21 protein-coding genes and 1 riboswitch are annotated in these 26631 nt (G+C 54.4%); of the genes, 5 read left to right on the plus strand and 16 right to left on the minus strand.

The window, feature by feature from the left end; genetic code table 11:
- The first annotated feature begins 169 nt into the window (after positions 1-169).
- Complete coding sequence (folA, locus tag NYE92_RS18410) at positions 170-652, plus strand: type 3 dihydrofolate reductase (RefSeq protein ID WP_024472273.1); 483 nt, start codon at positions 170-172, stop codon at positions 650-652.
- Positions 653-708: 56 nt separating this feature from the next.
- Here folA and apaH read toward each other — a convergent pair whose 3' ends face one another.
- The 6 genes from apaH to lptD are packed head-to-tail and all read right to left on the minus strand — an operon-like array spanning position 709 to position 7520.
- The gene (gene apaH, locus NYE92_RS18415) at positions 709-1566 is read right to left on the minus strand and encodes a bis(5'-nucleosyl)-tetraphosphatase (symmetrical) ApaH (protein WP_014606606.1); all 858 of its coding nucleotides are present in this window, start codon (positions 1564-1566) and stop codon (positions 709-711) included.
- Positions 1567-1620: 54 nt separating this feature from the next.
- Positions 1621-1998, minus strand: coding sequence for a Co2+/Mg2+ efflux protein ApaG (gene apaG / locus NYE92_RS18420; RefSeq protein WP_013024576.1), 378 nt, complete (start codon positions 1996-1998; stop codon positions 1621-1623).
- A 3-nt stretch (positions 1999-2001) separates the two neighbouring features.
- Positions 2002-2823, minus strand: a complete 822-nt coding sequence (rsmA, locus tag NYE92_RS18425) for a 16S rRNA (adenine(1518)-N(6)/adenine(1519)-N(6))-dimethyltransferase RsmA (protein WP_013024577.1) — start codon at positions 2821-2823, stop codon at positions 2002-2004.
- Complete coding sequence (gene pdxA, locus NYE92_RS18430) at positions 2816-3808, minus strand: 4-hydroxythreonine-4-phosphate dehydrogenase PdxA (protein WP_013024578.1); 993 nt, start codon at positions 3806-3808, stop codon at positions 2816-2818. The genes rsmA and pdxA overlap by 8 nt, the downstream gene beginning before the upstream one ends.
- Entirely contained in the window at positions 3798-5093 is a 1296-nt protein-coding gene (surA, locus tag NYE92_RS18435) for a peptidylprolyl isomerase SurA (RefSeq protein WP_013024579.1), read from the minus strand. Before surA ends, pdxA begins: the two co-directional genes overlap by 11 nt.
- A gap of 54 nt (positions 5094-5147) precedes the next feature.
- Positions 5148-7520 (minus strand): LPS assembly protein LptD, encoded by a 2373-nt coding sequence (lptD, locus tag NYE92_RS18440; protein ID WP_233255856.1) that lies wholly within the window; start codon positions 7518-7520, stop codon positions 5148-5150.
- Positions 7521-7702: 182 nt separating this feature from the next.
- Between lptD and djlA the strand changes: the two genes are divergently transcribed.
- The gene (djlA, locus tag NYE92_RS18445; RefSeq protein ID WP_013024581.1) at positions 7703-8518 is read left to right on the plus strand and encodes a co-chaperone DjlA; all 816 of its coding nucleotides are present in this window, start codon (positions 7703-7705) and stop codon (positions 8516-8518) included.
- Between the two features lie 57 nt (positions 8519-8575).
- On the opposite strand, the gene rluA is transcribed toward djlA, so the two are convergent.
- From rluA to polB, 3 genes are all read right to left on the minus strand, one after another.
- Entirely contained in the window at positions 8576-9229 is a 654-nt protein-coding gene (gene rluA / locus NYE92_RS18450; RefSeq protein WP_013024582.1) for a bifunctional tRNA pseudouridine(32) synthase/23S rRNA pseudouridine(746) synthase RluA, read from the minus strand.
- A gap of 38 nt (positions 9230-9267) precedes the next feature.
- Positions 9268-12174: an RNA polymerase-associated protein RapA gene (gene rapA, locus NYE92_RS18455; RefSeq protein ID WP_259019334.1), complete on the minus strand. Its 2907-nt coding sequence runs from the start codon at positions 12172-12174 to the stop codon at positions 9268-9270.
- Between the two features lie 155 nt (positions 12175-12329).
- Positions 12330-14690, minus strand: a complete 2361-nt coding sequence (gene polB, locus NYE92_RS18460) for a DNA polymerase II (RefSeq protein WP_028714812.1) — start codon at positions 14688-14690, stop codon at positions 12330-12332.
- Positions 14691-14857: 167 nt separating this feature from the next.
- On the opposite strand from polB, the gene NYE92_RS18465 reads away from it, so the two are divergent.
- A complete protein-coding gene (locus tag NYE92_RS18465; protein WP_110015280.1) occupies positions 14858-15622 on the plus strand; it encodes a DedA family protein in 765 nt (254 codons plus the stop codon).
- On the opposite strand, the gene thiQ is transcribed toward NYE92_RS18465, so the two are convergent.
- The 4 genes from thiQ to sgrR all read right to left on the minus strand — a co-directional run bounded on the left by thiQ (position 15619) and on the right by sgrR (position 20721).
- Positions 15619-16320 carry a thiamine ABC transporter ATP-binding protein ThiQ gene (gene thiQ / locus NYE92_RS18470; protein WP_013024586.1) on the minus strand — a complete coding sequence of 234 codons (702 nt, stop codon included), beginning with the start codon at positions 16318-16320 and terminating at the stop codon, positions 15619-15621. The genes NYE92_RS18465 and thiQ overlap by 4 nt on opposite strands.
- Positions 16304-17914 carry a thiamine/thiamine pyrophosphate ABC transporter permease ThiP gene (gene thiP, locus NYE92_RS18475; RefSeq protein ID WP_064352860.1) on the minus strand — a complete coding sequence of 537 codons (1611 nt, stop codon included), beginning with the start codon at positions 17912-17914 and terminating at the stop codon, positions 16304-16306. The genes thiQ and thiP overlap by 17 nt, the downstream gene beginning before the upstream one ends.
- Positions 17890-18876, minus strand: a complete 987-nt coding sequence (thiB, locus tag NYE92_RS18480) for a thiamine ABC transporter substrate binding subunit (RefSeq protein ID WP_013024588.1) — start codon at positions 18874-18876, stop codon at positions 17890-17892. The genes thiP and thiB overlap by 25 nt, the downstream gene beginning before the upstream one ends.
- A gap of 43 nt (positions 18877-18919) precedes the next feature.
- Positions 18920-19024: riboswitch (TPP riboswitch) on the minus strand.
- A 35-nt stretch (positions 19025-19059) separates the two neighbouring features.
- Entirely contained in the window at positions 19060-20721 is a 1662-nt protein-coding gene (gene sgrR / locus NYE92_RS18485; RefSeq protein WP_088900664.1) for an HTH-type transcriptional regulator SgrR, read from the minus strand.
- 255 nt (positions 20722-20976) lie between these two features.
- On the opposite strand from sgrR, the gene NYE92_RS18490 reads away from it, so the two are divergent.
- Positions 20977-22155: an MFS transporter gene (locus tag NYE92_RS18490; protein ID WP_013024590.1), complete on the plus strand. Its 1179-nt coding sequence runs from the start codon at positions 20977-20979 to the stop codon at positions 22153-22155.
- 43 nt (positions 22156-22198) lie between these two features.
- Here NYE92_RS18490 and NYE92_RS18495 read toward each other — a convergent pair whose 3' ends face one another.
- The gene (locus NYE92_RS18495; protein WP_088900663.1) at positions 22199-23506 is read right to left on the minus strand and encodes an MFS transporter; all 1308 of its coding nucleotides are present in this window, start codon (positions 23504-23506) and stop codon (positions 22199-22201) included.
- Positions 23507-23698: 192 nt separating this feature from the next.
- Here NYE92_RS18495 and NYE92_RS18500 point away from each other — a divergent pair, with 192 nt between their 5' ends.
- Positions 23699-24667: a LysR family transcriptional regulator gene (locus tag NYE92_RS18500; protein WP_014606599.1), complete on the plus strand. Its 969-nt coding sequence runs from the start codon at positions 23699-23701 to the stop codon at positions 24665-24667.
- Here the strand turns inward: NYE92_RS18500 and aroD are convergent.
- Together aroD and NYE92_RS18510 are read right to left on the minus strand one after the other, a co-directional pair.
- Complete coding sequence (gene aroD / locus NYE92_RS18505) at positions 24630-25385, minus strand: type I 3-dehydroquinate dehydratase (RefSeq protein ID WP_014606598.1); 756 nt, start codon at positions 25383-25385, stop codon at positions 24630-24632. The two genes, NYE92_RS18500 and aroD, sit on opposite strands and share 38 nt — an antisense overlap.
- Before the next feature lie 21 nt (positions 25386-25406).
- Positions 25407-26621, minus strand: a complete 1215-nt coding sequence (locus NYE92_RS18510; protein WP_088900662.1) for an MFS transporter — start codon at positions 26619-26621, stop codon at positions 25407-25409.
- Positions 26622-26631: the final 10 nt, after the last annotated feature.

Raw genomic sequence — 26631 nt, forward strand, 5'->3', positions numbered from 1 at the left:
TTATCTGGCGACTTTTGCGGTGGGCTTGCCCTTCTTATGGAGTAAAACCCTGTACAACGTCTGAAACATGGTGGCAATGCCGCTTTATGCAATAAGCACCTTCCTGCTATCGACGAAGGTTTAACCTTTACGTATCATGGCGCCTGTTTTTTTCAGCGAGCCTTTTAACATGATTAGTCTTATCGCGGCATTAGCAGCAGATCGCATTATTGGAATGGAAAACGCCATGCCGTGGGACCTGCCTGCAGACCTGGCGTGGTTTAAGCGCAACACACTGAAAAAGCCAGTTATTATGGGCAGACTGACCTTTGAATCTATTGGTCGTCCATTGCCTGGCCGGCTCAACATTGTGGTCAGCAGCAAGCCGGGCAGTGCCGAAGGCGTAACCTGGGTAACTTCGCTGGACGACGCCATCAGTGCGGCGGGTGAGGCTGAAGAGATCATGGTCATTGGCGGCGGCCGCATCTATGAGCAGATGCTGGCGCGCGCCGACCGTCTTTATCTGACGCACATTGATGCGGAAGTGGAAGGCGATACGCAGTTCCCGGATTACGAGCCGGATGAGTGGCACTCCACGTTCAGTGAGTTTCATGATGCCGATGAGCAGAACTCGCACAGTTACTGCTTTGAGATCCTCGAACGCCGCCGTTAATTTACGCGCAGTAAATAACGCCTTGTTGTGACAAGGCGTTTTTTTATGGCTGCGCGTTAGCGGGTTGACGATTGCGGAGTAAGATCGTCCGGTACGGACAACTGACGGTTCGATGGCTGAATATAGTAGCGTTGGGTTTCCCAGTGCAGGAGCGTCAGGTTCCCGCCCCAGCAGCAGCCGGTATCCAGACCGATAATGCCCTCTGGCGTGCCTTTCCCTTCCAGCGACGCCCAGTGACCGAAAACAATAGTGTGATCGCGTGCGACCGGGCCTTCAATCATGAACCAGGGTTTTAACGGCGGCGGGGCGGATTCCGGCGCATCCTTACAGATCATGTCTAGCTGACCGTTAGGAAAGCAGAAACGCATACGGGTTAGTGCATTGGTCGAGAAGCGCAGGCGGGCCAGGCCGGTCAGAGATTCACTCCAGTTATTCGGCATGTCGCCGTACATCGCGTCAAGAAACAGTGGGTAACTGTCGCTGGACAGCACGGCTTCCACTTCGCGTGCGCACTGTTGTGCTGTATCCAGATCCCACTGAGGCGTAATGCCGGCATGGCCCATCACCAGCTTTTTCTCTTCATCGACCTGCAGCAACGGCTGGCGACGCAGCCAGTTAATCAGGTCATCGGCATCTTCCGCTTCCAGCAGCGGTGTCAGGCGATCTTTGGGTTTATTACGACTGATTCCGGCATAAACGGCCAGCAAATGCAGATCGTGATTACCCAGCACCAGACGGACGCTGTCACCCAATGACTTTACGTAGCGCAGAACCTCCAGCGAGCCGGGCCCTCGCGCCACCAGGTCACCCGTCAGCCATAAGGTATCCTGACTGGGATCGTAATTAACCTGGTTCAGCAGAGCACGTAATTCATCATAACAACCGTGAACGTCGCCAATCAGGTAAGTATTCATAGAGGATTATCCAACTCAGACAGTCGCCCGCCAGGCGGGCGAAGGGCGCCAGTATCAATGGATGTGGGTTTGAATCGCGAGGCGGAATACCGGGATCTCGACGTGGAATTCATCGCCTTGCTCATCGACCATCACATAGTGACCTTGCATGGTGCCCATCGGGGTTTCAAGAACAGCACCGCTGGTGTACTGATATTCATTTCCCGGTGCAATATGCGGCTGTTCGCCTATGACGCCTTCACCCTGAACTTCCGTCTCACGGCCGTTGCCGTTAGTGATGAGCCAGTAGCGTCGGAGCAGTTGCACTGAGGACCGGCCTACGTTGCGAATCGTGACGGTATAAGCGAAGACATAGCGCTCATCTTCCGGTGAGGACTGTGAGGCGACATACAGACTTTGTACGTGCAGCGATACGCGGGCCGGTTCACTCATGGGTTACTCCTGGGGTTGATCCAGATGATCTGCCAGCCAGTTTGCTAACTGGCAATACTGCGCGACCGAAACATTTTCGGCACGCAGGCTGGTGTCGATTTCCAGCTCATCCAGTGCGCCAGCAACGACCATATGGCTCAGGCTGTTACGCAGCGTTTTGCGGCGTTGACCGAATGCTTCAGTGGTAATGCGGCTCAGAATACGCACGTCTTTGACCGGATGAGGCGGTGTCATGTAAGGGACTAACCGCACAACCGCCGAGTCCACCTTCGGGGGCGGGGTAAAAGAGTGCGGCGGCACTTCCAGCACCGGAATCACCTGACAATAGTACTGAGCCATTACGCTCAGACGACCATAGGCTTTGCTGCCGGGACCCGCAACCAGACGATTAACCACCTCTTTCTGCAGCATGAAGTGCATATCTTTAATCGAACCAGTATAGCTGAACAGATGGAACATCAGCGGGGTCGAAATATTATATGGCAGGTTACCGAAGACCCGCAGCGGCTGGCCTTTCTCTTTGGCCAGCGCAGCGAAGTCAAACGTCATGGCGTCCTGCTGGAAAATCGTCAGCTTGGGCCCTAAAAACGGATGAGTTTGCAGGCGTGCAGCCAGATCGCGATCTAACTCCACCACGGTTAAACTGTCCAGGCGTTCGCCCACGGGTTCAGTAAGTGCACCCAAACCCGGACCGATTTCCACTATTGCCTGATCGCGCTGTGGATGGATGGCGGAGACGATGCTGTCGATAATATATTGATCGTTCAGGAAGTTTTGCCCGAAACGTTTACGGGCGTAGTGCCCCTGATGGACGCGATTATTCATTACTGCTCTTGATCATAGTGATGGCGAGGTTAAGCGCCGTGATAAAGCTGCCCGCGTCAGCCTGACCCAACCCGGCTAATTCAAGCGCGGTGCCGTGGTCGACTGAGGTACGGATAAACGGCAGGCCGAGGGTAATATTAACCGCCCGACCAAATCCCTGAAATTTAAGCACCGGTAACCCCTGATCGTGATACATCGCCAGCACCGCATCGGCATGTTGCAGATATTTGGGCTGGAACAGTGTATCCGCAGGCAGCGGACCGGTGAGTTGAATGCCTTGCTCGCGCAGCGCATTGAGTGCGGGGATGATCGTGTCTATCTCTTCCCGCCCCATGTGACCGCCTTCTCCGGCATGGGGATTCAGTCCGCAGACAAAAATATGCGGCTGAGCAATGGCAAACTTATGCTTGAGATCCTGATGCAGAATGGTGATGACTTCATGCAGACAATCGCGGGTGACGGCACCAGCAACATCTTTTAACGGCAGATGCGTAGTGGCAAGCGCGACACGCAGTTGCTCGGTGGCCAGCATCATCACCACGCGCTGCGCGCCCGCGCGCTCGGCAAAAAATTCGGTATGCCCGGTAAACGGAATGCCCGCGTCGTTAATCACGCCCTTGTGAACGGGGCCAGTAATTAAGGCAGAAAACTCCCCGGATAAACATCCGTCGCAGGCGCGTGCCAGAGTTTCCAGCACATAGTGGCTGTTGGCGACGCATAGCGTGCCGGGCGTGACCGGCTGCGGTATTTCAACGGGGAGGACGGTGAGCGTGCCAGCCTGTTGCGGTTCGGGTTCGCCTGCGGCGTCGTAAACGCGCAGCGTCAACGGCAAACCCAGCTGAGCGGCACGTTGCAGCAACAGCTGGGGAGAAGCACACACAACCAGTTCAACAGGCCAGGCTCGCTGAGCCAGTTGAACGGCAAGATCGGGACCAATCCCGGCGGGTTCGCCGGGCGTGATCACCACACGAAAATCACTGCGCATTGTTATCCAGGATTTTCACGTAAGCGCCGGCGCGCTGTTCCTGCATCCAGGTTTGCGCTTCTTCCGCAAACTTACGATTAAACAGCATACGGTAAGCGCGCTCTTTCTGGGCTGCATCGGTTTTATCCACCTGACGCGTATCCAGCAGCTGAATCAGATGCCAGCCAAAAGAGGAGTGGACCGGCTGACTGGTTTCGCCTTTTTTCAGACGCAGCAGCGCATCGCGGAATGCCGGGTCAAACACTTCTGGTGAGGTCCAGCCTAGATCGCCGCCCTGATTAGCCGAACCCGGATCGTCGGAGAACTGTTTGGCGGCCGCGGCAAAGGTCGTCTTACCACTGCGAATGTCGGCAGCAATCTGTTCCAGCTTAGCGCGAGCCTGATCGTCAGTCATGATCGGAGACGGCTTCAGCAGAATGTGGCGCGCATGCACTTCGGTAACAGAGACGTTTTTGCTCTCGCCGCGTAGATCGTTCACCTTCAGGATATGGAAACCCACACCTGAACGGATAGGGCCAACAATGTCGCCCTTCTTCGCTGTGGTCAGCGCCTGAGCAAACAGGGTAGGCAGCTCTTCGATTTTTGCCCAGCCCATGTTGCCGCCCTTCAGCGCCTGAGAATCGGCGGAGTAGGTCACGGCCAGCTTGCCAAAGTCTGCGCCACCTTTCAGTTCCGTTATCAGCTGTTTTGCCAGCTTCTCCTGATCGTCAACCTGCTGCTGCGTAGGGTTTTCCGGCAGAGGCAGCAGGATATGACTGATATTCATTTCAGTGCCCTGCGTATTCTGAGCGCCAACCTGCTGCGCCAGCGTATCGACTTCCTGCGGCAGGATAGTGACACGACGGCGGACTTCATTATTACGCACTTCAGAGATCAGCATCTCTTTACGGATCTGAGCACGATAGGTGTTGTAGTTCATCCCGTCGTAAGCCAGGCGGCTTCTCAGCTGATCAACGCTCATGCGGTTTTGCGCGGCGATATTCTGAATAGCCTGATCCAGTTGCTGATCGGTAATCTGTAAACCGGCTTTATCACCTAACTGCAGGATGATCGCGTCCATGATCTCACGTTCGAGGATCTGATGGCGCAACGTCTTGTCATCAGGCAACTGTTGACCTGCCTGCTTCGCCTGAGATTTAACGGTGCTCATCATGCTGTCCACGTCACTCTCGAGGACCACGCCGTTATTCACTACAGCTGCAACTTTATCAACCACTTGTGGTGCTGCGAACGCGGTGTTGGCACTGAGCGCCACACCAAGAATCAGCATTCTCCAGTTCTTCATACTTTATCCATTATTGGTTCCGCACTGCGGGATTGCCTGTCAAACATCACAACATCAGAATGCACGCTGATAAGGGATGATACCCTGACTCAGCATCTGGCCGGTTCCCAGGCCATAATTTGAGCTCAGGCCACGTAACTCAATGTTGAATGAGATTTGGTTGTCATACTTACTGTCGTTGTTTTCCCAACCGTTGATTTTGCGCTCATATCCCAGACGAATTGCGTAGCAACAAGAGCTGTACTGCAGGCCAACCAACTGTGATGCAGGACGATTATTACGCGTATCATAGTAATACGCGCCAACCACCGACCAGGCATCATGAATCGGCCAGCTCGCCGTCGTACCGACCTGTGAAATCCCGTTTTTATAAATCGGGTTATTCACCAGTGAACTGTCGTTCAGCGCAGAAGCAACATACTCCGGGCTACTGTAACGGTAGCTCAACTGCACCATACGGTCAGCATCACGGCGGTATTCCAGCACGGTATTTCCCTGTGCCACGTTATTCAGGCGGGTATCGTACTGCAGCCCGCCGCGCACGCCCCAACGGTCACTTATCTTCCAGTAGCTGTCACCCGCCCACAGAAGACTACCGGTGTCGTCTTCTTTATTGACCTGGTTAACACCCGTACGAGAAGGTGTGAACGAATAGATTTGACCCACAGAAACGTTAAAACGTTCAACCAAATCGGTATCATAAATTCGCGTAGTGACACCGGTGGCAACCTGGTTGGCCGATGCGATGCGATCCAGGCCGCTGTATGAACGATCGCGGAACAGGCCGGTATAGTCGGTTTGCAGCAGGGTGGAGTCGTAAGGGTAGATATCACTCTGGTCACGATACGGGATATACAGGTACTGAACCCGGGGTTCCAGCGTCTGCGTGTAGCCCTGCGCCCAGTCCATATCGCGGTCAAACACCATACGACCGTCAACTTTAAACTGTGGCAAGGTCCGGTTAACAGAGTCTTTCAGCACGCCACTACTTGTACTGGTTGGCGCAAAATTCGTGTTGTAGTAATCAACATCTTTCTGCTGATAGTGCGTCGCCAGAAACTTCGCTTCGGTATCCAGACTGGCCCAACCGTTGGACAACGGCAGATTAATCGTGGGCTCAACGTGTAAACGCGTGGTTTCAGGATAGTTGCTGTTGACGTTGGTAAACTTGACGGCCTGCGCATAGATGCGGGTGTCGAACGGACCCACATCGTTCTGGTACCAGTTCAGATCCAGTTGCGGGAAGGCGCGATAGACGTTGCTGTTGCTCGTGTTGCCAAAAATCTGGAAATCTTTGGTCGACAGCGTTGCGTCCCAGTTGGTATCCGCATAGCCCACGCTGAATTTTTGCGAGGCGTAACCATCTGTCGAACTGTAGTAAGGCGAGGTCAGATCGTTGAAATAATACTGATCGCTGACTTTGGTGTAGTCAGCACTGAAACGCCAGTGTTGGTCGTAAACACCAGAGTGACGCCAGTAAAATAACCAACGGTCCGAACTGTCATTTTGGGCAATGCCGCGTGCAGCTTTGTCGTTGTCATACTGTTTATCTGAGGCCAGATAGTCAAACTCAACGAGGCCTGCGCCAGCCTGTGTCAGATAACGGAACTCATTCTGTAATTGCAGCCCGCGATTACTCATGTAATGCGGCGTAATGGTCGCATCGGCCTGCGGCGCGATGTTCCAGTAGTAGGGCAGAATGAACTCAAAACCGTTGCTGCTGCCGTATTTAGCATTGGGGATCAGAAAACCGGAACGGCGACGATCGCCCAATGGCAATTGCAGATAGGGGCTGTAAAACACCGGAACGGAACCCAGTTTAAAGCGCGCATTCCAGATTTCAGCCACTTCTTCCTGACGATCCTGAATGATCTCAGAACCCGCGACGCTCCAGCTGTTGCTGCCGGGCAGACAGGAAGTGAAGGTGCCGTTTTCCATGATGGTGTAACGGTTTTCACCGCGCAGCTTCATCTGATCGCCCGTTCCACGGCCCTGACGGCCTACCATCTGATAATCGCCGTTCCAGACGTTGGTATCTTTGGTATTCAGATTTGACCAGGCTTTCGGACCTTTCAGGATGACCTGATTATCATCGTAGTGCACATTACCTAGCGCATCGACGGTACGAACGGGGACGGTCTGACCTTCAGGCTGGCGTTGGTGAAGCTGTACTTCATCTGCCAGCATGCGGCTGTTACCCTGCTGCACATCCACATCACCTGTGAAGACCGCATCGTCAGGATAGTTGCCTTTCAGGGAATCCGAGTGAATAGTAACGGGCAGCTGATTAGGATCGCCGTTAACCAGGGGGCGATTGTAGCTCGGCACGCCTAACATACACTGCGACATTAAATCATCGGCGAAGGCTTGCTGGCTAATGGCTGCGCCGATCATGGTGGCCAGCAGAGTAGGTATATGTTTTTTCATACGCGGTATCGAGAATTCCATGAAAACTGGCATCATGCCGACAATCGGGTCAGAGACTAACGCACTGCCTGGCGTTGCGCCAGTGTTAATCCTTTTCTGTCCGCGCTGCCGTTAGGCGCTGAGATAAATGACAGGTATGATAATGCAATTTTCAGCCGTAAGCATGGCGAATTGAGGAGTTTATGCGCTACTGGGGAAAAGTAATAGGTTTAGTGCTTGGATTGCTGTCCGGCGCAGGCTTTTGGGGAATTGTTATTGGTCTGATCATTGGGCATGGATTTGACAAGGTTCGCGGCGCGCAGAGCAAAGCTTACTTCTCAAATAATCAGACCCGGCAGTCACTCTTTTTCAGCACGACTTTTCAGGTCATGGGGCACTTAACCAAGTCGAAAGGGCGCGTAACCGAAGCGGATATTCAGATTGCATCGCTGTTTATGGATCGCATGCAGCTGCATGGCGATGCCCGAATGGCTGCACAGCGCGCCTTTCGCGAAGGCAAGCAGGGGGAATATCCGCTCCGTACCAAACTGCGTGAATTGCGCAGTGCCTGCTTCGGACGTTTTGATCTGATTAGGATGTTTCTGGAAATTCAGATCCAGGCCGCGTTTGCCGATGGGTCGCTGCATCCCAATGAACGTCAGGTGCTGTATGTGATTGGTGAAGAACTGGGGATTTCTCAGAGTCAGTTCGACCAGTTTCTGCGCATGATGGAGGGGGGACAGCAGTTCGGCGGCGGTCGCAGCTATTCACAGCAGGGCGGTTTTCAGCAGGCGCAACGAGGCCCGACGTTATCCGATGCCTGTAACGTTTTGGGTGTGAAAACCACCGACGATGCCACCACCATCAAACGCGCCTATCGCAAACTGATGAGTGAACATCACCCGGATAAGCTGGTGGCGAAAGGTCTGCCGCCCGAGATGATGGAGATGGCGAAACAGAAAGCGCAGGACATTCAGTCGGCTTACGATCTGATTCGCAAAGAAAAAGGCTTTAAATAAGTGAGATGCGCGCCCGGCTGATGGCGAGGGCGCGCGAAGCATTAGCATCATGGCAGATTAAAAATCGGCAGGCTGCCTGAAGGTCATGGCATTACCAAACGCCGGGTGCGTGATGGTCAGCGATTCGGCGTGCAGCAGAAGACGATCTGCCATGGCTTTTGCTTCCGGATGTGCGTAAAAACCGTCACCCAGAATCGGATGGCCCAGCGCCAGCATATGTACGCGCAGCTGATGCGAGCGCCCGGTAATCGGTTTGAGCGCGACGCGCGCGCTGTTATCTTCACCGTATTCCACAACCTGATAGTCGGTTTGCGCCGACTTGCCGGTGTCGAAACACACTTTCTGCTTCGGGCGATTAGGCCAGTCGCAAATCAGCGGTAAATCCACCATGCCCTTCTCCTGCGCCGGATGGCCCCAAACCCGTGCCACATAGGTCTTTGCAGGCTCGCGTTCACGAAACTGACGTTTAAGCTCGCGCTCTGCGGCCTTTGTCAGGGCGACCACAATCACGCCGCTGGTCGCCATGTCCAGCCGATGCACAGATTCCGCCTCAGGATAATCGCGTTGGATCCGCGTCATCACGCTGTCTTTGTGCTCGTCAAGCCGACCGGGTACCGAAAGCAGGCCGCTGGGCTTATTCACCACCATGATATGGGCATCCTGATACAGAATGTGCAGCCAGGGCTCAAGCGGCGGATTGTAGGGTTCCATACTCTATTCCAAAAAAAGAGGGCCTTGCGGCCCTGAACTTATTGATGCGTAACCACAATCAGACGCAGTGCATCCAGTCGCCAGTTCGCTTCATCCAGACTCTCCAGTACCTGCTGGCGATTCGTTTCCAGCGCCTCGACCTCATCGTCACGGATGTTGGGGTTAACGGCTCTCAGTGCTTCCAGACGTGATAACTCGGCCCCCAGCTTTTCGCTCGCCTCGCGCCGTGCCGCGTCAATAACGGCACGTGCTTCACTGACGACTTCTTTTTCAGCCAGCGTCAGGATCGCGTGAACGTCCTGCTGTACGGCATTCACCAGCTTGCTGCCGGTGTGGCGGTTAACGGCATTCAACTGGCGGTTGAAGCTTTCGAATTCCACTTTACCGGCCAGGTTCGTCCCGTTGCGATCCAGCAGCAGGCGCACCGGCGTAGGGGGCAGGAAGCGGGTTAGCTGCAGATGTTTCGGTGCCTGGGATTCCACCACGTAGATCATCTCGACCAGCAGTGTCCCCACAGGCAATGCCTTGTTCTTTAACAGCGACAGCGCACAACTGCCGGTGTCACCTGACAGAATCAGATCCAGGCCATTACGGATTAACGGATGTTCCCAGGTAATAAACTGCGTATCTTCACGCGACAGGGCCTGGTCGCGATTGAAGGTGATCGTACAGCCGTCTTCCGGCAGGCCCGGAAAGTCCGGAACCAGCATATGATCTGAAGGTGTCAGCACGATCAGGTTATCACTGCGGTCTTCCTGATTAATGCCGACGATATCAAACAGGTTAAGAGCAAAGTTAACCAGTTCGGTATCATTATCCTGTTCGGCAATAGTATTGGCCAGCGCCTGGGCGGCTTCACCACCGTTAGAGTTTAGCTCCAGCAGGCGGTCGCGGCCCTGTTCGAGTTGGGATTTCAGCGCATCATGCTGCTTACGGCATTCGCTAATGAAATCATCAAACCCGTCGCTGTTTTCCGGTGCGGCCAGGTAGTTAATCAGCTCTGCGTTGACGCTGTCGTAGATGGCTCTGCCGGTCGGGCAGGTGTGCTCGAACGCGTCCAGCCCTTCGTGATACCAGCGCAGCAGCACGGCCTGGGCCGTTTTCTCCAGCCAGGGGACCAGAATCTGAATATCGTGCGCCTGGCCAATACGATCCAGTCGGCCAATACGCTGTTCCAGCAGATCCGGGTTAAACGGCAGATCGAACATCACCAGACGGCTGGCGAACTGAAAGTTACGGCCTTCGGAACCAATTTCGGAACACAGCAGAACTTGTGCGCCGTTCTCTTCAGAAGCGAACCAGGCGGCAGCCCGATCGCGTTCAATGATCGACAGCCCTTCATGGAACACGGCGGCGCGAATCCCTTCACGTTCACGCAGCACCTGCTCCAGTTGAAGTGCTGTAGTGGCCTGAGCACAGATCACCAGCACTTTTTCTTTACGGTTGCTGGTCAGGTAACCCATGAGCCATTCAACGCGCGGATCGAAGTTCCACCAAGTGCCGGTATCGCCTTCGAACTCCTGATAAATCTGTTCCGGATAGAGCAGATCGCGCGCGCGCGCTTCTGCGCTTTTACGTGTGCCCATAATACCGGACACCTTAATGGCCGTTTGATACTGAGCCGGCAGGGGCAGACGAATAGCGTGTAACTCACGTTTCGGGAAGCCTTTCACCCCGTTGCGGGTATTACGGAACAGCACGCGGCTGGTACCGTGGCGATCCATCAGCATGGAAATGAGTTCGCTGCGCGCGTCCTGTTTGCCTTCACGATCGCTGTTTGCCACCTGCAGCAGCGGTTCAATATCCTGCTCGCCGACCAGCTCATTGATCATATTCATCTCGTTTTGTGAGATGGCATGATCGGCCAGCAGCGATGTCACCGCATCGGCAATCGGGCGGAAGTGCTGCTGCTCTTCAACAAAGGCGGCAAAATCATGAAAACGGTCGGGGTCAAGCAAGCGCAGGCGCGCAAAATGACTCTCCATGCCCAGCTGTTCTGGCGTCGCGGTCAGTAACAGGACGCCCGGCGTTTTTTCAGCCAGTTTTTCGATCACCTGATACTCGCGGCTTGGTTCGCCTTCGGACCAGGCCAAATGGTGCGCTTCATCCACCACCATTAAATCCCAGTCTGCGTCCGCCAGCTTATCCAGACGCTGTTTGTTGCGACGCACAAAGTCCAGCGAGCAGATAATCAACTGTTCGGTGTCAAAGGCATTGTCGCTGTCGTGCTGCGCTTCAGCGTAACGATCGTCGTCAAACAGGGCGAAGCGCAGGTTGAAGCGGCGCAGCATTTCTACCAGCCACTGATGTTGCAGGGTTTCTGGCACGACGATAAGTACGCGTTCAGCACGGCCTGCCAACAACTGCTGCTGGATGATCATGCCGGCTTCGATGGTTTTCCCCAGGCCGACCTCATCCGCGAGCAGGACGCGCGGCGCATGGCGGCGGCCTACGTCGTGGGCGATATGCAGCTGGTGGGGGATCAGATTGGTACGCATGCCGCGCAGGCCGCTGACGGGCAGGCGATACTGCTCACTTTGATATTTACGTGCGCGAAAACGCAGGGCGAAGCGATCCATACGGTCGAGCTGGCCTGCAAACAGCCTGTCCTGAGGTTTGCTGAACACCAGTTTGCTGTCGAGCATAACTTCACGCAGCATGACGTGGGTTTCTTCGGTATCAAGGCGCGTGCCGATATAGGTTATCAGGTCATTGTCATTGCGTACTTCATCGACCTGCATCTGCCAGCCTTCGTGGCTGGTAACGGTATCACCCGGATTAAAAATCACGCGGGTGACCGGCGAGTCGCTGCGAGCGTAGAGGCGATTTTCCCCTGTGGCCGGGAACAGCAGGGTGATCATGCGCGTATCAATCGCCACCACGGTGCCTAATCCCAGTTCACTTTCTGTATCACTAATCCAACGCTGACCTAATGTAAAAACCATATAATTTTTGCTCGAATTTTTAACGTTTTTGAAGGTGTTCCCCATTCTCAGGCAATAGCATTTCATCCAGGCAAAAGGGCCTGGTGCGTCATGTCAGAGCAGTGAGTTTTGAGGAAGGGCGTTATGGTACTGGATGGCAGGGCATTCGTCACCTGTCAAAAAAGGCCTAACTGCCCGGTAATGAGTGTAGCAAAGTCGCCATCGACAAAAGGCAGAATGCCTTCGGCTACGGGCTGCAGCTGTTTAGTCACGTAGTGATCGTAGTCCAGCGGCGTGGTTCGGGCCTCTACCGGCTCGGGGCCGCCAGTGGCAATCACATAACGAATGCGGCCCCCGGTCTGATATTGCAACGGCCGGCCCAGCTTACGATTCTGCTCATCAGCCAGACGGGCGGCGCGGACATGGGGCGGCACATTGCGTTCATACTCGTTCAGTGGGCGGCGCAGGCGCTTTTTATAAATCAGCCTGTCGTCCAGCTCACCTGCCAACAGCTGGGCCACCGTGTTACGAACATAGTCTTCCCACGGCTGGCGATGAAATATGCGGCTGTAAAGCTCCTGCTGAAACTGCTGCGCCAGCGGCGTCCAGTCGGTACGTACCGATTCCAGTCCTTTGAACACCATACGCTCACTTTCGCCTGCCCGAATTAAGCCCGCATAGCGTTTTTTACTGCCCTGTTCAGCACCGCGAATCGTCGGCATCAGGAATCGGCAAAAGTGATTTTCATACTCCAGCTCCAGGGCGCTGGTCAGGCCGTATTGCTGCTGCAGATGTTCACGCCACCAACCGTTGACCTTCCCGGCCAGTGCCCGGCCAATTGCCTCTGCCTCGTCTTCATCCCGGGCGGATTTCAGCCAGACAAAGGTCGAATCGGTGTCGCCATAAATCACATCGTACCCTTCGGCTTCAATGAGTTCACGGGTTTGCTGCATGATGGCATGACCGCGCAGCGTGATAGACGAGGCCAGGCGAGGGTCAAAAAAGCGGCAGGCGCTGGTGCCGAGCACGCCGTAAAACGCATTCATGATGATTTTCAGGGCCTGCGACAGGGGTTTATTGCCCTGTGTTTTTGCGGTTTCGCGCCCCTGCCAAATCTGCTCTACGATGGCGGGCAGGCAATGCGTCTCACGTGAGAAGCGCGCCTCGCGAAAACCGGGCACCGAGTCCGCATCCGTTGGGTGCGCCAGACCTTCGATGAGCCCGACGGGATCGATCAGAAAGGTGCGGATAATCGAGGGATACAGGCTTTTATAATCCAGCACTAACACGGAATCATACAGGCCGGGCCGGGAATCCATCACGTAGCCGCCGGGGCTGGCTTCCGGCGCCACATCGCCCAGATTCGGGGCGACAAAACCGGCCCGGTGCATGCGGGGGATGTACAGATGACCGAATGCCGCGACGGAGCCACCGTGGCGATCGACTGCCAGCCCGTTAACGGCAGCGCGCTCCAGTAAAAACGGCATGATCTCGGTTTTATGAAAGATGCGCGTGACCAGCTCGCAGTCCTTCAGGTTGTAGCGCGCCAGCGCCGGTTTATCGTTGGCAAAACGCCAGTTGATCTCTTCCATGCGCTGCCATGGGTTATCAATGGCTTTGCCTTCACCGAGCAGCTGTTGCGAAACAGATTCCAGACTAAAAGAGGGAAAATCCCAGAAGGCGGATTTCAGGGCATCGATGCCGTCAATAATCAGGCGACCTGTCGCCTGGGCAAAAAACACGCCGGGTTTAAACCCATGCTCGCGCCACTCCAGCGCGGCCTGCTGGCGGCCAAGACGTAACGGAATGCCGTAGCGATCGGCGTGTTTCTGCAGCACGCGCAGGTCAAACTGCACCACGTTCCAGCCGATAATCACATCCGGATCGTTATCGGCAAACCAGCGATTCAGCGCCTCCAGCAACTGCGGGCGGCTCTCAAGATAGATAAGTTCGAAATCCAGTTCGCTGGCGTCGCCGTTAGGCGGTCCCAGCATGAAAACCTGGCGCTGCCCGCAGCCTTCCAGACCAATGCAGTAAAGCTCGCCATGCTGGGTCGTTTCAATATCCAGCGAGACCCACTTCAGCGGGGGCCGGTAATCGGGATGGGGTTTCAGACGGGCGTTAACCCATGTGTCGCCCTGAATGTCACCATCAAACCACACGGGCGCGGTAATAAACCGTTCCATCAGGTAGCGTTCGGGTGGACGAATGTCGGATTCATACAGGGGGATACCGCTTTCGCGCAGTTTCTTTTCAACCCACTGCAACTGGCGATGCTGCCGGCAGTACAGGCCAAATACTGGACGGCGGCGAAAATCTTTTAATTGCAGAGGCTGCATCCGCAGCTGGCGCTCGCCCTGCAACAGCGTGTCGACCTGCGCCTGATATTCACAGGGAATAAACGTCACGGATTCCTGCAAAGGCAGCACAACGCGCTGAGCACCCTCGTCGGTGGCCAGCCACAGCGTAATTTCGGTGCCTTGCGGCGTGTCGCGCCAGTGACGGCTGAGCAGAAACCCTGCGCGGGGCTTATTCACGTATTCTCCAGGCAGATAGCGAGTCGGACATCTCATTAACCAGTATAACATGGATATTTATACAGTGTCTGCCGGTGCGTTTTGTCAATATTGGCCTACAATTCTTGCCTTGACGCTGTGATGTCTGCTCTGGACAATCCAGCCTTCTGCTTTTTCTGAGGATTGATATGGAAGCCTGGGTTGAACACCTGATTACACAGTCGCTGGAGTGGGCGCTGTTTGCCGTCGCGCTGGTGACGTTTCTGGAGTCATTGGCGTTCGTGGGGCTGTTACTCCCTGGCACCGTCATGATGGCGAGCCTGGGTGCGCTGGTGGGCAGTGGACAGATCGGCTTATATCCCGCCTGGGCCGCGGGCTTCATTGGCTGCCTGCTGGGCGACTGGGTTTCCTATGGCATTGGCTGGAAGTTTCAGGGGCCGCTCCATCGCTGGAAATACCTGCAAAAGTACAAAGGGCTGCTGGATAAGACCGAACACGCGCTGTATCAGCACAGCATGTTTACCATTCTGGTCGGGCGCTTTGTCGGGCCAACCCGGCCGCTGATCCCGCTGGTGGCGGGTATGCTGGAATTGCCGATACGCAAATTTCTGCCCCCCAATCTGATCGGCTGTATTTTATGGCCACCGCTCTATTTATTGCCGGGTATTCTGGCAGGCGTCGCGATTGATGTCCCGAAAGAAGCCCAGGGCGGCCATTTCATCTGGCTGTTATTAGGCGTTGCTATCCTGGTATGGCTGGGATGCTGGCTGTGCTGGCGCTGGTGGCGCAGTGGAAAAACGCGCGACTGGGCGACGGCGTATTTGCCACCCGAACGTCTGCGCTGGCTGGCACCGCTAAGTTTTGTGGTGGCCGTTGCGGCGTTCGTCGGCATCCAGTTTCATCCGATGATGCCGATTTTCCGCCACCTGTTGTGGCAGGTCTTTATCGGTTAACGGCGCGGGATGCCGAGCACATCGGCTTCCCGTATGTTCCCTGACAGCAGTGCGTCCGTCGATCCCTGCCAGTAAACGCGTCCATCCACCACCACCACGCTACGTGGCGCTATCTGCTGTGCGTCTTCAAGACTGTGCGACACCATCAGCAACGTAATCGCACGGGTTTCGCAGACGGTGCGCACCAGATTAAGCATCTCGCCGCGCAGGGCCGGATCGAGCGCCGAAAAAGGTTCATCCAGCAGCAGCACCGGGCGATCGCGCAGTAAACAGCGTGCCAGGGCAACGCGCTGGCGTTGTCCTCCCGAGAGCTGGCCCGGCAGGCGTGACAGCATCTCACTGAGTCCGACCTGCTGCGCAATGGTCGTCACCTGCTGGCGCTGATCTGAGGTCAGCTTCAGACCGGGATGTAAGCCCAGCCCCAGATTCTGTTCTACGCTCAGGTGCGGAAACAGGTTATTTTCCTGAAACAGCATTGATACCGGGCGCTGGGCAGGCACGCTATTCGTATGGTCAACACCGTTAATCGTCAGGCTGCCCTGGCTGACGGGCAGAAAACCGGCAATCAGGTTTAATAACGTACTTTTACCTGCCCCGCTTGGGCCGAGAATCGCCAGTCGTTCGCCGCGCCCGGCGTGAAGGGAGAAACGCATCGGCAAATGCTGATACAGGTAAGTCAGATTATTCAGTGTCAGCATGGCGGCCCGGTAATTTTTCCATCAAGGTGAACAGAGACAGGCAGAGTAGCAGCAATAACAGTGCAGTAACGGCGCCATCGGCACCGCGATAGGCGCCTATCTGCTGATAAAGGTAGAACGGCAGCGTGCGGAAATCGGCATTACCAAACAGCGCTACGACGCCAAAATCACCAATCGACAGCACGCAGGCAAACGCCAGCGCCTGCGCCAGCGGACGTTTCAACGCCCGGAGTTCAATCAGCCACAGGCGGTTCCAGCCGCTGATGCCCAGTGCCCCGCACAGGTGGGCGTAACGTTCAGCGATATCCCGCATCGGATTTTCCAGCACTTTCAACGCGTAGGGAATCGCGATTAACGCATTGGCAAAGATCACCACGCCATCCGCGGAGTCCGGCAAGCCGGTCGTGGCGTTCAGTAGCAGGAAAAAGCCGGTTGCCAGCACGATACCGGGCATTGCCAAAATCAGCATGCCGCTGGTGTCCATGATCTGTGCGGCGAGTGTATGCTGCCGCAGGCGCAGCTCCCGGCTGCTCCACAACAGCATGGTGGTCAGGACCAGACACAGCACGCCGGCGCCGAGCGCGATACGTAACGAGGTCAACGTTGCCTGCCATAACGCCGGTTGCTGTAACGCGCCCCGAAGCCCGCTATCCAGACCATTTACGATCACCGCCAGCAGCGGCGGCAGCAGCAGCAGCAGGGCGAAAAAGATGATGGCGGCGTCGCTGACGCGGGCCAGCGTGGAATCCTGAGGATCGCGCCAGCCGTTCAGTTGCGGGCTACCCGCCGGAATGGCGTTGCTGAAGCGCTGGCTGAGGAGCACCAGCACCAGGCAGCAGCTGAGCTGAATCAGCGCCAGGAGCGCCGCGCGGCCCGGATCGTAGTCATAGCTTAGCGCCTGGAAGATGGCCAGTTCGATGGTGGTCGCCTGCGGCCCGCCACCCAGCGATAGCACGGTGGCAAAACTGGCAAAACAGAGCATAAAGATTAATGCCCCGGTGGGCAGGAGCTGGCGGCGCAGCCAGGGCCATTCAAGCAGCCGGAAATGATGCCAGCCACGTATGTTCAGTTGGGCAGCAAGCTGACGCTGTTCGGCAGGAATGCTTTCCAGCGCCTGCAGCATCAGGCGCGTGGCCAGCGGCAGGTTGAAAAACACATGGGCCAGTAAAATTCCCTGAAGCCCGTAAGGCGAGAAGTGATAGTCCACGCCAAGCCAGGCGCAAAGCTGCGCCAGCCAGCCCACCCGACCATAGACGGTGAGCAGGCCGAATACGGCCACCAGCACGGGCAGAACCAGCGTCATGGCGCACAGGCGCAGCAACACCTGACGTCCGGGAAAGCGCCGCCGATAAAGGGCTCGGGACAGTGGAATGGCCGGCAGCAAGGAGAGCAGGGCGGAAAGCAGCGCCTGCTTAAACGAAAAGCCAATAACATGATGCAGATATGTATCCTGCAGGACAGACCGCCAGTTGGTCGCTGGCGCCGCCATCCACAGTGCTGTGAAGGCCAGCAGCGCCACGCTGCAGAGCAGCAGCGTGGCGAGCGAACCCGGAATCAGCCAGAAAGGGATTAACGGCTGACGGCGCGTTGCCATTGGCTAACCCATTGCGAACGGTGGCTGGCAACCTCTTCCGGTGAAAACTGCAATGTTGTCTTTGGCACGCTGAGCGAGGCAAACCCGGCGGGCAGGTCAGTTTTGATCACCGGATACATCCAGTTCCCGGTAGGGATGGTGTTCTGAAAGGCTGGCGTAACCATGAATTGCATAAACTGTTCTGCCAGTTTGGGCTGCTTGCTGTTCGCCAGTCGGGCGGCCACCTCAACCTGCAGATAGTTGCCTTCGGCGAAGGATGCCGCAGCATAGTTATCTTTTTTCTCTTCAATGATGTGATAAGCCGGTGACGTGGTATAGCTCAGCACCAGATCGCTCTCGCCTTTAAGAAACAGGCCGTAGGCTTCACTCCAGCCTTTGGTGACCGTGACGGTTTTCTTCGCCAGCTTTTGCCAGGCCTCAGGCGCGTTGTCCCCGTAAACCTTTTGCATCCACAGCAGCAGGCCAAGGCCTGGCGTGCTGGTGCGAGGATCTTCATAAATCACGCGCCATTTCTCTGGGCTTTCGACCAGTTCTTTCAGGCTTGTAGGGGGATTTTTTAGCGTGTTTTTGTTGTACACGAATGCGAAATAACCGTAATCGAACGGCACAAAGGTGGTGTCCTTCCAGCCGCCGGGCACCTGCAGCTCACGGGTATCCACGTCGCTTTTGGCAAACAGGCCGGTTTGCTGCGCGGCCTGCAGAAGGTTGTTATCCAGGCCTAGTACCACATCGGCCTTTGTGTTCTTGCCTTCCATACGTACACGGTTCAGCAGCGAAACACCGTCTTCCAGCGCGACAAATTTCAGCTCGCAACCGCACTGGGCTTCAAAGGCTTTTTTGACGGCCGGACCCGGCCCCCAGTCAGCGGAAAAGGCGTCGTAGGTGTAAACCGTCAGGACAGGTTTGGCCGCAAAGACCGGGGCAGAAAGTAACAGCAGCACGGGCAGGACGTTTTTTAACACTTTGCGCTCCTAGGGCGGCAGGGTTGAGTCGCAAAGGATCTGAGCAAAACAACCTCTCAAATCCCTACGTCGGTATTAACCGATTCAGGTTCGACGGGTATTTCTCAGCGCCCTGACACTGTGGAAAGGGGCACCCCGTTGAGAACGCCACATTCTAGTCATTAAATGCGCAAGGGGAAAGGCTCACAGCGTAGGCGGGGCAAACCAGGCGGATTTAAAATCAAACCAGCCCAATGTATTCATCCGCACGCCGCGCATACTGCGCTGGCCCTCCAGCAGCAGCCAGTGATGAAACAGCGGATGAAGCCAGCTATTTTCCACCAGATATTTACCCCATTCAGCGAGGGAGAGCGTTTTTTCACGCCAGCGCGTGGCATCCTGCTGCCAGTTAACAGGCAGACAGTGCTGCATCAACGGCGTTTCGTATAACAGGGCAAACAGGGAATATTCGAGGGGCAGGGTAAAATTGACGCTGCCCAGCCAGATATCACTCTCGCCTTCGCCCTGATGCCAGCTTTCGTAACTGACTTCCCGGGTGTTCAACGTAACGCCCTGTTCTGCCAGCAACGGACGTAAGGCATCCGTAATACTGACATGCTCAATATGCTGGTTATACCAGGTTAACGTCAGGCTCGTGAGGCCCGCCGGTTTGTCCACTGGGGTCAGATCGCGGCGATGGTGCCAGCGGGGTAGCAGGCCGTAAGCCGGGAACCAGTAGCGCTGATAACCCCTGCCCGCATTATTGAGGAGTGCAATCGGGTTAAGCAGGTCGCTGAGCCAGCGTCGAATGTCTCGATCGGCCATTTTTTCTGAACGCTGATCGAACAGTAAATAGTAGCAACCTTCTTCAAGCCGGCTCTCTTCCTGTTTCTCATCGGCTTTTTCGCCCTGCAGGCGAACCCCTGCATAAACCAGCTCGTCACTGATCTCTGGCAGTACCCACACCGACACATCATCGATCAGCGCGCGATAGCCAAAGTAGTCGTCAAACGCTTCTATCTTCAACTGGCTGTGCTGATTACGGACGACCCGATAAGGACCTGTTCCCACAGGTTGACGGGCAAAATCGCGAATTTCAGGCCATTCCCGTGGCAGAATCATGGCGCTGACGCTGCCCAGCAGCCAGGGCAGCCAGCTGTCGGGCTGATCCAGATAGATATCCAGGGTCCAGGGGGCCGGTGAGTCGAGCCGTTGGATATGAGAAAACAGGGGATACTGACGCAGGCGTTCCAGGCTTGCGATCACATCGGCCATGTCCAGCTCCCGGCCATGATGAAAACGAATGGCAGGACGTAAATAAAAGCGCCAGTGGAAATCGGATGTTTGCTGCCAGTGATGGGCGATATCGGCCTCGATTTCCCCCTTTTCCTCATTTATGCGCGTCAGGCCGCTAAAGATCTGGCGGGCAATATGGGTTTCCGAACGGCGCAGGGGCGAACCGGGTAACAGATTCAGCAGAGGGCGATAATAGAGGACGCGCAAAATATGTTTGCCCTGGCGGAAGCTCCGCCCCAGGTGGGCGCTGATCATCTGTCTGACCTGATCTTTATCCCCCACCAGCTGGACTAACTGATCGATACGATCCTGCTCCAGAAGATCTTCGGCACGCTGCTGCTGGAGCGCCAGCCCGGTGTAGCAGAAGGTCATCAGGGAACGTTTGCCCCGTCCGGCTTCGGCCTGCCAGGTGAGCCAGCCAGCCGCTTGCATTCTGTTGAGCAGGTTTCGCATATGGCGACGCGAACAGTGCAGCAAATCAGCCAGTTCGCCCAAGGTTGTTTCCTGTGGTTGTCCCTGGCAATTTTGCCACAGACGAATGAACTGCTGCTTCAGACGTGATGACGACATAAAAGAGGAACTCCCTGATAAAGGTGCTCTGTTTTTCTTACCCCATTTTAGAGGCAATCTTTCCTGTATTGGAAGAGCGGGAGGCATTCAGTAATGAATGGCGCTCTGACATGGACTGGCAGCGATGTCTGTCCCTTCTGAGTAGTGTGTTACGATTTCGCCAGCAGGGTTATTCTGCTGGTTTTTTTTACGTTGCAGGTTTGGGTCGGGGTTCAATTGTTCCCGTTTCTCCCGTTGTTCTGTCAGGGATAAGGCATGAAATCTTTGTTATCGTTCTCGCGCCGTTTCAATCCGGTCTTTTTGGCTTTTATGGTGACCGCCTTTATCCTCGGCGTGGCCGGTGCGCTGCAGGCGCCGACGCTGAGCTTGTTTTTATCGCGAGAAGTGCAGGTGCCACCGCTGTGGGTCGGGCTGTTTTTTACCATCAATGCCATCGCCGGCATTGTGGTCAGCATGATGATCGCAAAGCGCTCCGACAGCGTTGGCGATCGGCGGAATATCATCTTAGTGTGCTGTATCCTTGCCCTGGCAAACGCCATACTGTTCGCGTTTACCCGCCATTACCTGACGCTGATAACGCTGGGCGTGCTGTTATCGTCGCTGGCGAACGTCGCCATGCCGCAGCTCTTTGCGCTGGCGCGAGAATATGCCGACAGTTCCTCGCGCGAAGTGGTGATGTTCAGTTCCATTATGCGCGCTCAGGTGTCGCTGGCGTGGGTGATTGGGCCACCGCTGTCGTTTGCGCTGGCGCTGAATTTTGGTTTCGTTACGCTGTTCAGCGTGGCGGCCGGCTTGTTTTTTCTCTGTTTCCTGCTGATCTGGTTTACCGTGCCCTCGGTGCCGCGCGCGGCTTCCCTGATGCAGTCGGGCGGGATCCCCCTGAGCGGCTGGCGGATTCGTGACGTGCGCATTTTGTTTGCCGCATCAACGCTGATGTGGACCTGTAACACCATGTACATTATCGATATGCCGCTGTGGATCAGCAACGATTTGGGCCTGCCCGAAAAGCTTGCCGGTCTCTTAATGGGCACGGCCGCCGGGTTGGAAATCCCAGTCATGATTCTGGCCGGTTTCTATGCCAAACGTTGGGGTAAACGAAAGATGATGGTGGGCGCGGTGGCCTCCGCCGTTGTGTTTTACAGCGGCCTGATTCTGTTTCACAGCCACCTGGCGCTGCTGGTCCTGCAGGTGTTCAACGCCCTGTTTATCGGCGTTGTCGCGGGCATTGGAATGTTGTGGTTTCAGGATCTGATGCCGGGGCGGGCAGGCGCAGCCACAACCCTGTTTACCAACAGCATTTCGACCGGCATTATTTTGGCGGGGTTATTTCAGGGCATACTGGTTGAACATTTTGGTCACGGCAGCGTGTACTGGGTGATTGCCGCGATTGCTTTACTGACGCTGGGAATGATACGCAACGTTAAAGACGTTTAATAAGCACGTACCCCCGGCATAACAGTGCCGGGGGTACGGTGCTTTAGAGCACAATCCGCCTAATATCGCCAATGATAAAGATATAGGCGACTAAGCCAATCACCGCAGTGATACCGATATACACGAGCGCATAAAAAAAGCTGCTTGTCATTGAAATGATAATGCCGATAATCAGGGGCGCTAAAATCGAAGCCATATTGGCGCAAAAGTTAAATATACCACCAGTGAGTCCTGCCATAGAAGCCGGGGCAATATCTGCGATTATTGTCCAGCCCAGACCGACCATGCCTTGTCCAAAAAAGGCAATGGACATAACGATGATAACGGCGCTGTCTGAACTCATCCAGTTAGCCGCAATAATCGTGCCGGAAAGCACCAGGCCGCTAATAACCGGAAGTTTTCGGCTCAGATTCATAGATCCTGTTGCATTCAACAGTTTATCTGAGAGCCACCCGCCAAAGAAAACGCCTACAGCGGCAGCCATAAATGGCCATACAGAGAAAAAGCCCACCTGAAGCCATTCCAGTTGCCGTTCTTTCGCTAAATAGGTGGGAAACCATGTCAGAAAAAACACCAGGGTCGTATTTCCAGCGAATTGTCCGAGACTGGCGCCAATAATTTGTCGGCAGCAGAGTAAACGTTTGGCATCGGGCCAATTAAAGGGCGTGTTTTTTAATGTTTCAATGGGTTCATTATTGATAATGTAATCAATTTCTTCCTGATTGGCTTTTTGGGATGCTTCAGGCTCATGGTAAAGTCGCCACCAAATAAACGTGAACAGAATACCGGCTCCGCCGGTAATAAAAAAAAGGCTGCGCCAGCCGTGATACTCCAGAATGAGATAGAGTAAGGGCGAGAAAGCCGCCAGACCAATATATTCCCCGACGGTATAGGTTGCGGTGGCGCGGGCACGTTCATGACGCGGGAACCATTTTGCCACTACGCGACTGTTAACCGGAAAACAGGGTGCTTCGCTCAATCCCAGCCCCAGTCTGAGGAAGATCAAAGACTTGAGCCCAAGAGTAAATGTTTGCAGTAGAGTGAAAATCGACCAAAACAGCACGGAAAGGGCGTAGGTCAGTTTGTTACCAAAGCGATCTAAAAACATCCCTCCGGGGATTTGTGCCAGCGTATACGTCCAGGCGAAGGCAGAAAAAGCCACGCCCATCATAGCGGGATCGATTTCAAGTTCGCGGGTGATTTTTGGCGCAACGATGCCTAAAATTGTCCGATCAAGATAGTTAATCATTGTGCCAGCGGATATTAATAGCAGAATGATTATTCTGACTTTCGTGGGTTTATTTTTCGGCGTGCGCCTGCCAGCGTGTTCCTCTTTGTATAACTTTTCCATGATGTATCCCTGAAGTTTAAACTATTTTTTGATGTTTTTTTTACATTGAAAAATAGTCTGATATTGCTAATTTTTTTGTTTCTTTATAGCATTTTTTAAGCGTCATTAATTTTGACCTGAGTACATAATTAGTCCTTTTAACGGTGATAAAGTAGCGATAGCAGATTTACTTTTCATTCAAAGGCAAATGCCATGAACCTCAAGCAACTTTATTATTTTAAACGCCTGTCAGAAACGGAGCATTACACGGAAGCGGCATCCAGTCTTTTTATCACCCAGCCCTCGCTTAGCCATGCTATCGCTGAATTAGAAAAGGAGTTAGGCGTTTCACTCTTTTTCCGTCAGGGCAGAAATGTAAGGATTAGTGAAAGTGGGAAATGTTTTTTACCCTATGTTGAGACAGCACTGTCGGCACTGGAAAATGGCAGGGAGAGGCTAAAAAACAATCACCTTCTGTGCCGGGAAAATATCCGAATTGGGTTTATCTATACAATGGGGGAATATGTTATTCCGCAAATTATCAACAATTACTCCCAACACTTTCGTCATAATGATGTGACATTCTCTTTTAAACAGGGGACGTCAGTTGCGTTGTTGCAGTCACTCAAAGCGGATAAGGTTGATATGGTCATCTGTTCGCGGATTGGCGACGATCCTGATATTGAATTTATCCCGGTTATTGAACAAGAATTAGTGGTAGTGACAGCGAAAGATCATCCGTTAGCGCGTCTTCACGAAAGCGACGTTGATTTAGCGGAAACCATCCATTATCCCTATGTCTATTTTTCAGAAAGTAGTGGGCTACGTCCGTTTATTGACGACATCTTTCACCAGCAAACGCTGTCACCGGATATTGCCTGTTATGTGGAAGAGGATTTAGCAATGGCCGGGTTGGTCAGTATCGGCTATGGTATTGCCATCATGCCAAGAATTGCGGCGCTCACGCACTACAATCTCCATATCCTGACGATCAAAAATTCGCTTCCACCGCGTTATATTTGTCTGGCGACAATTAAAACAAAAATGCTTTCACCGGCGGCGCTGAGGCTAAAAAACTTTATTATTACGCACAGTGATGTCGCCAGGAAACATGCCCAAAGCGCGGCTTTGGGCATGTCCGCCGCTAGGAAAGCGTCTCCATCATCTCCCGCAGTTGTGTAACGGCGATTTGCCCTGGTGCCGAGGACTGGCCCAGGGTGCCAAACGTCATTGCGGAACCGAACAGGCGTCCGGTGACCCGACTGACTCCGCCCATTTTTCCCATCGACATCGTGATAAGCGGCCGCGTTGCGTAGTGCTCTTTCATTAACAGGGTCGCAGACAGCAGCGTCAGCACATCCTGAGGTGTTTGAGGCATTACGGCAATCTTGGGCAGGTCTGCACCTAAATCCTGCATGCGACGTAACCGGTAAATGATCTCTTCCTTCGCGGGCGTTTGGTGAAAGTCATGATTACTCATAATGACCTTAACACCTGCGTTATGCGCCTCGCTTACCAGCGAACGGATGCGTGACTCATCGTTAAACAACTCAATATCAATCACATCAGCCAGCCCGCTTAAGGCGGCCGCGTGGTTGAGCGCGAAGTATTGGTCATCACTGATGTCCATTTCGCCACCTTCTTTTTTACTGCGGAAGGTAAAGAGCAGCGGCGTTTCCCCAAGTTGCTGACGAATGTCGGCCAGCGCCAGCAAGACTTGCTTCTCGTCTTTACCCTCGATGAAGTGGTCGACGCGCCATTCGATAATGTCTGCCTGTGCGGAAGTCAGTAACTGTGCTCTGGCCTGAAGCTCCTCGCGAGTGCGGCCTGTCAAGGGCACACAAAGCCGCGTTTGCCCTGCCTGAAAGACGATTTTTTTAACCCTAACCGTTTGAGTCATAGTCATTCCTGTTTTAACTGTTCAACTAGCCGCTGTAGCGGACTGACGGCGTGTTTCCGCACAATGACGTTGAAATTGGCGGGAAGCGATATAAAGCGCAAGGATAAAACCTGTCACCGCAATAATCAGATCAAACAACATGATGCTGGCGATACTGGTTCGTGAGAGATGCGCTGTAAATAAAGGGATGGTAAAGCTGGCCAGACTGCCGGCGGTATAAAACACGCCTGTCGCAAAGCCTTTCGCTTGTGGAAAACTCATCGCCATAATCGTTGCACCCAGTTGCATAACGCCGCCCGCGGCTGCAAACCCAAATACGAACGCAAAACCGGTAACAATCAGTGGCGTTGGATAGAGGCAGACGATCAGCAGTGAGAGGGCCGACAGGAACGTGTAAATGACCATCGCGATAGCGGAGCTCAACACTTTTTTCACCATGACCGCAGTGACGAATACGCAGGTCAGCGATCCTGCCGTGTAGATACTGAGTAACTTCACCGATGCGGTGTAGGGCATGCCCGCGACAAACTGTCCATACTGTGCCAGCCATTGGCTCACCAGATAAAACGTCGCCATGCTGATATAGCCGTAAAAGGTGAACACAACCATATCCAGCTGATACAGACGACTACGCGGTGGCGCGGTCACGCTGGCTGATGTTTCCGAGACTTTCTGTACCCGGTGATCGGGAAACGGCATTTTGATCAGGTAGATTCCGCTCATCGTCATTAAGGCTGCTGCCAGCACGAATGACCAACCAAACCACAAATCCGCCCAGATAAGCAGGCTAATGATAAACGGCAATAAAAATTGTCCGGCGGAGACAAACGCTTTTATCAGCACGTTAGCGCGGCTGGCGGAGTCCGGGAAGGCCTCCATCAGCGCCGGATAGGTAGCAGAATCAAGGAAACTGTTAGCCATTCCTGCCAGCACGCCAAAGAAATAGGCCGTATAAATATCCCGGGTAAACAGGATACCGATGAAAAAGGCCACGTAACTGATGATGCCAAAATAGACAAAAGGCTTTCGGCCAAAACGATCCGACAGAAAACCGGTAACGATGGTAATCAGTTTGCCAATGCCCAGTGAGGAAATCACAATCGATACGCCCGCCGCATCGGTATTCCATTGTGCCTGCAGGTTAGCCATGTTGAGAGTGATGACCAGCACGCCCATGCCATGAATGAGGTAATTGAGATACAGCCCGGCGGCGGTGGGAATATACTTGTTTTTCATCTCAGCCATC

Source organism: Pantoea sp. B566, from assembly GCF_024793925.1.
In the GTDB taxonomy this organism is placed as follows: domain Bacteria; phylum Pseudomonadota; class Gammaproteobacteria; order Enterobacterales; family Enterobacteriaceae; genus Pantoea; species Pantoea ananatis.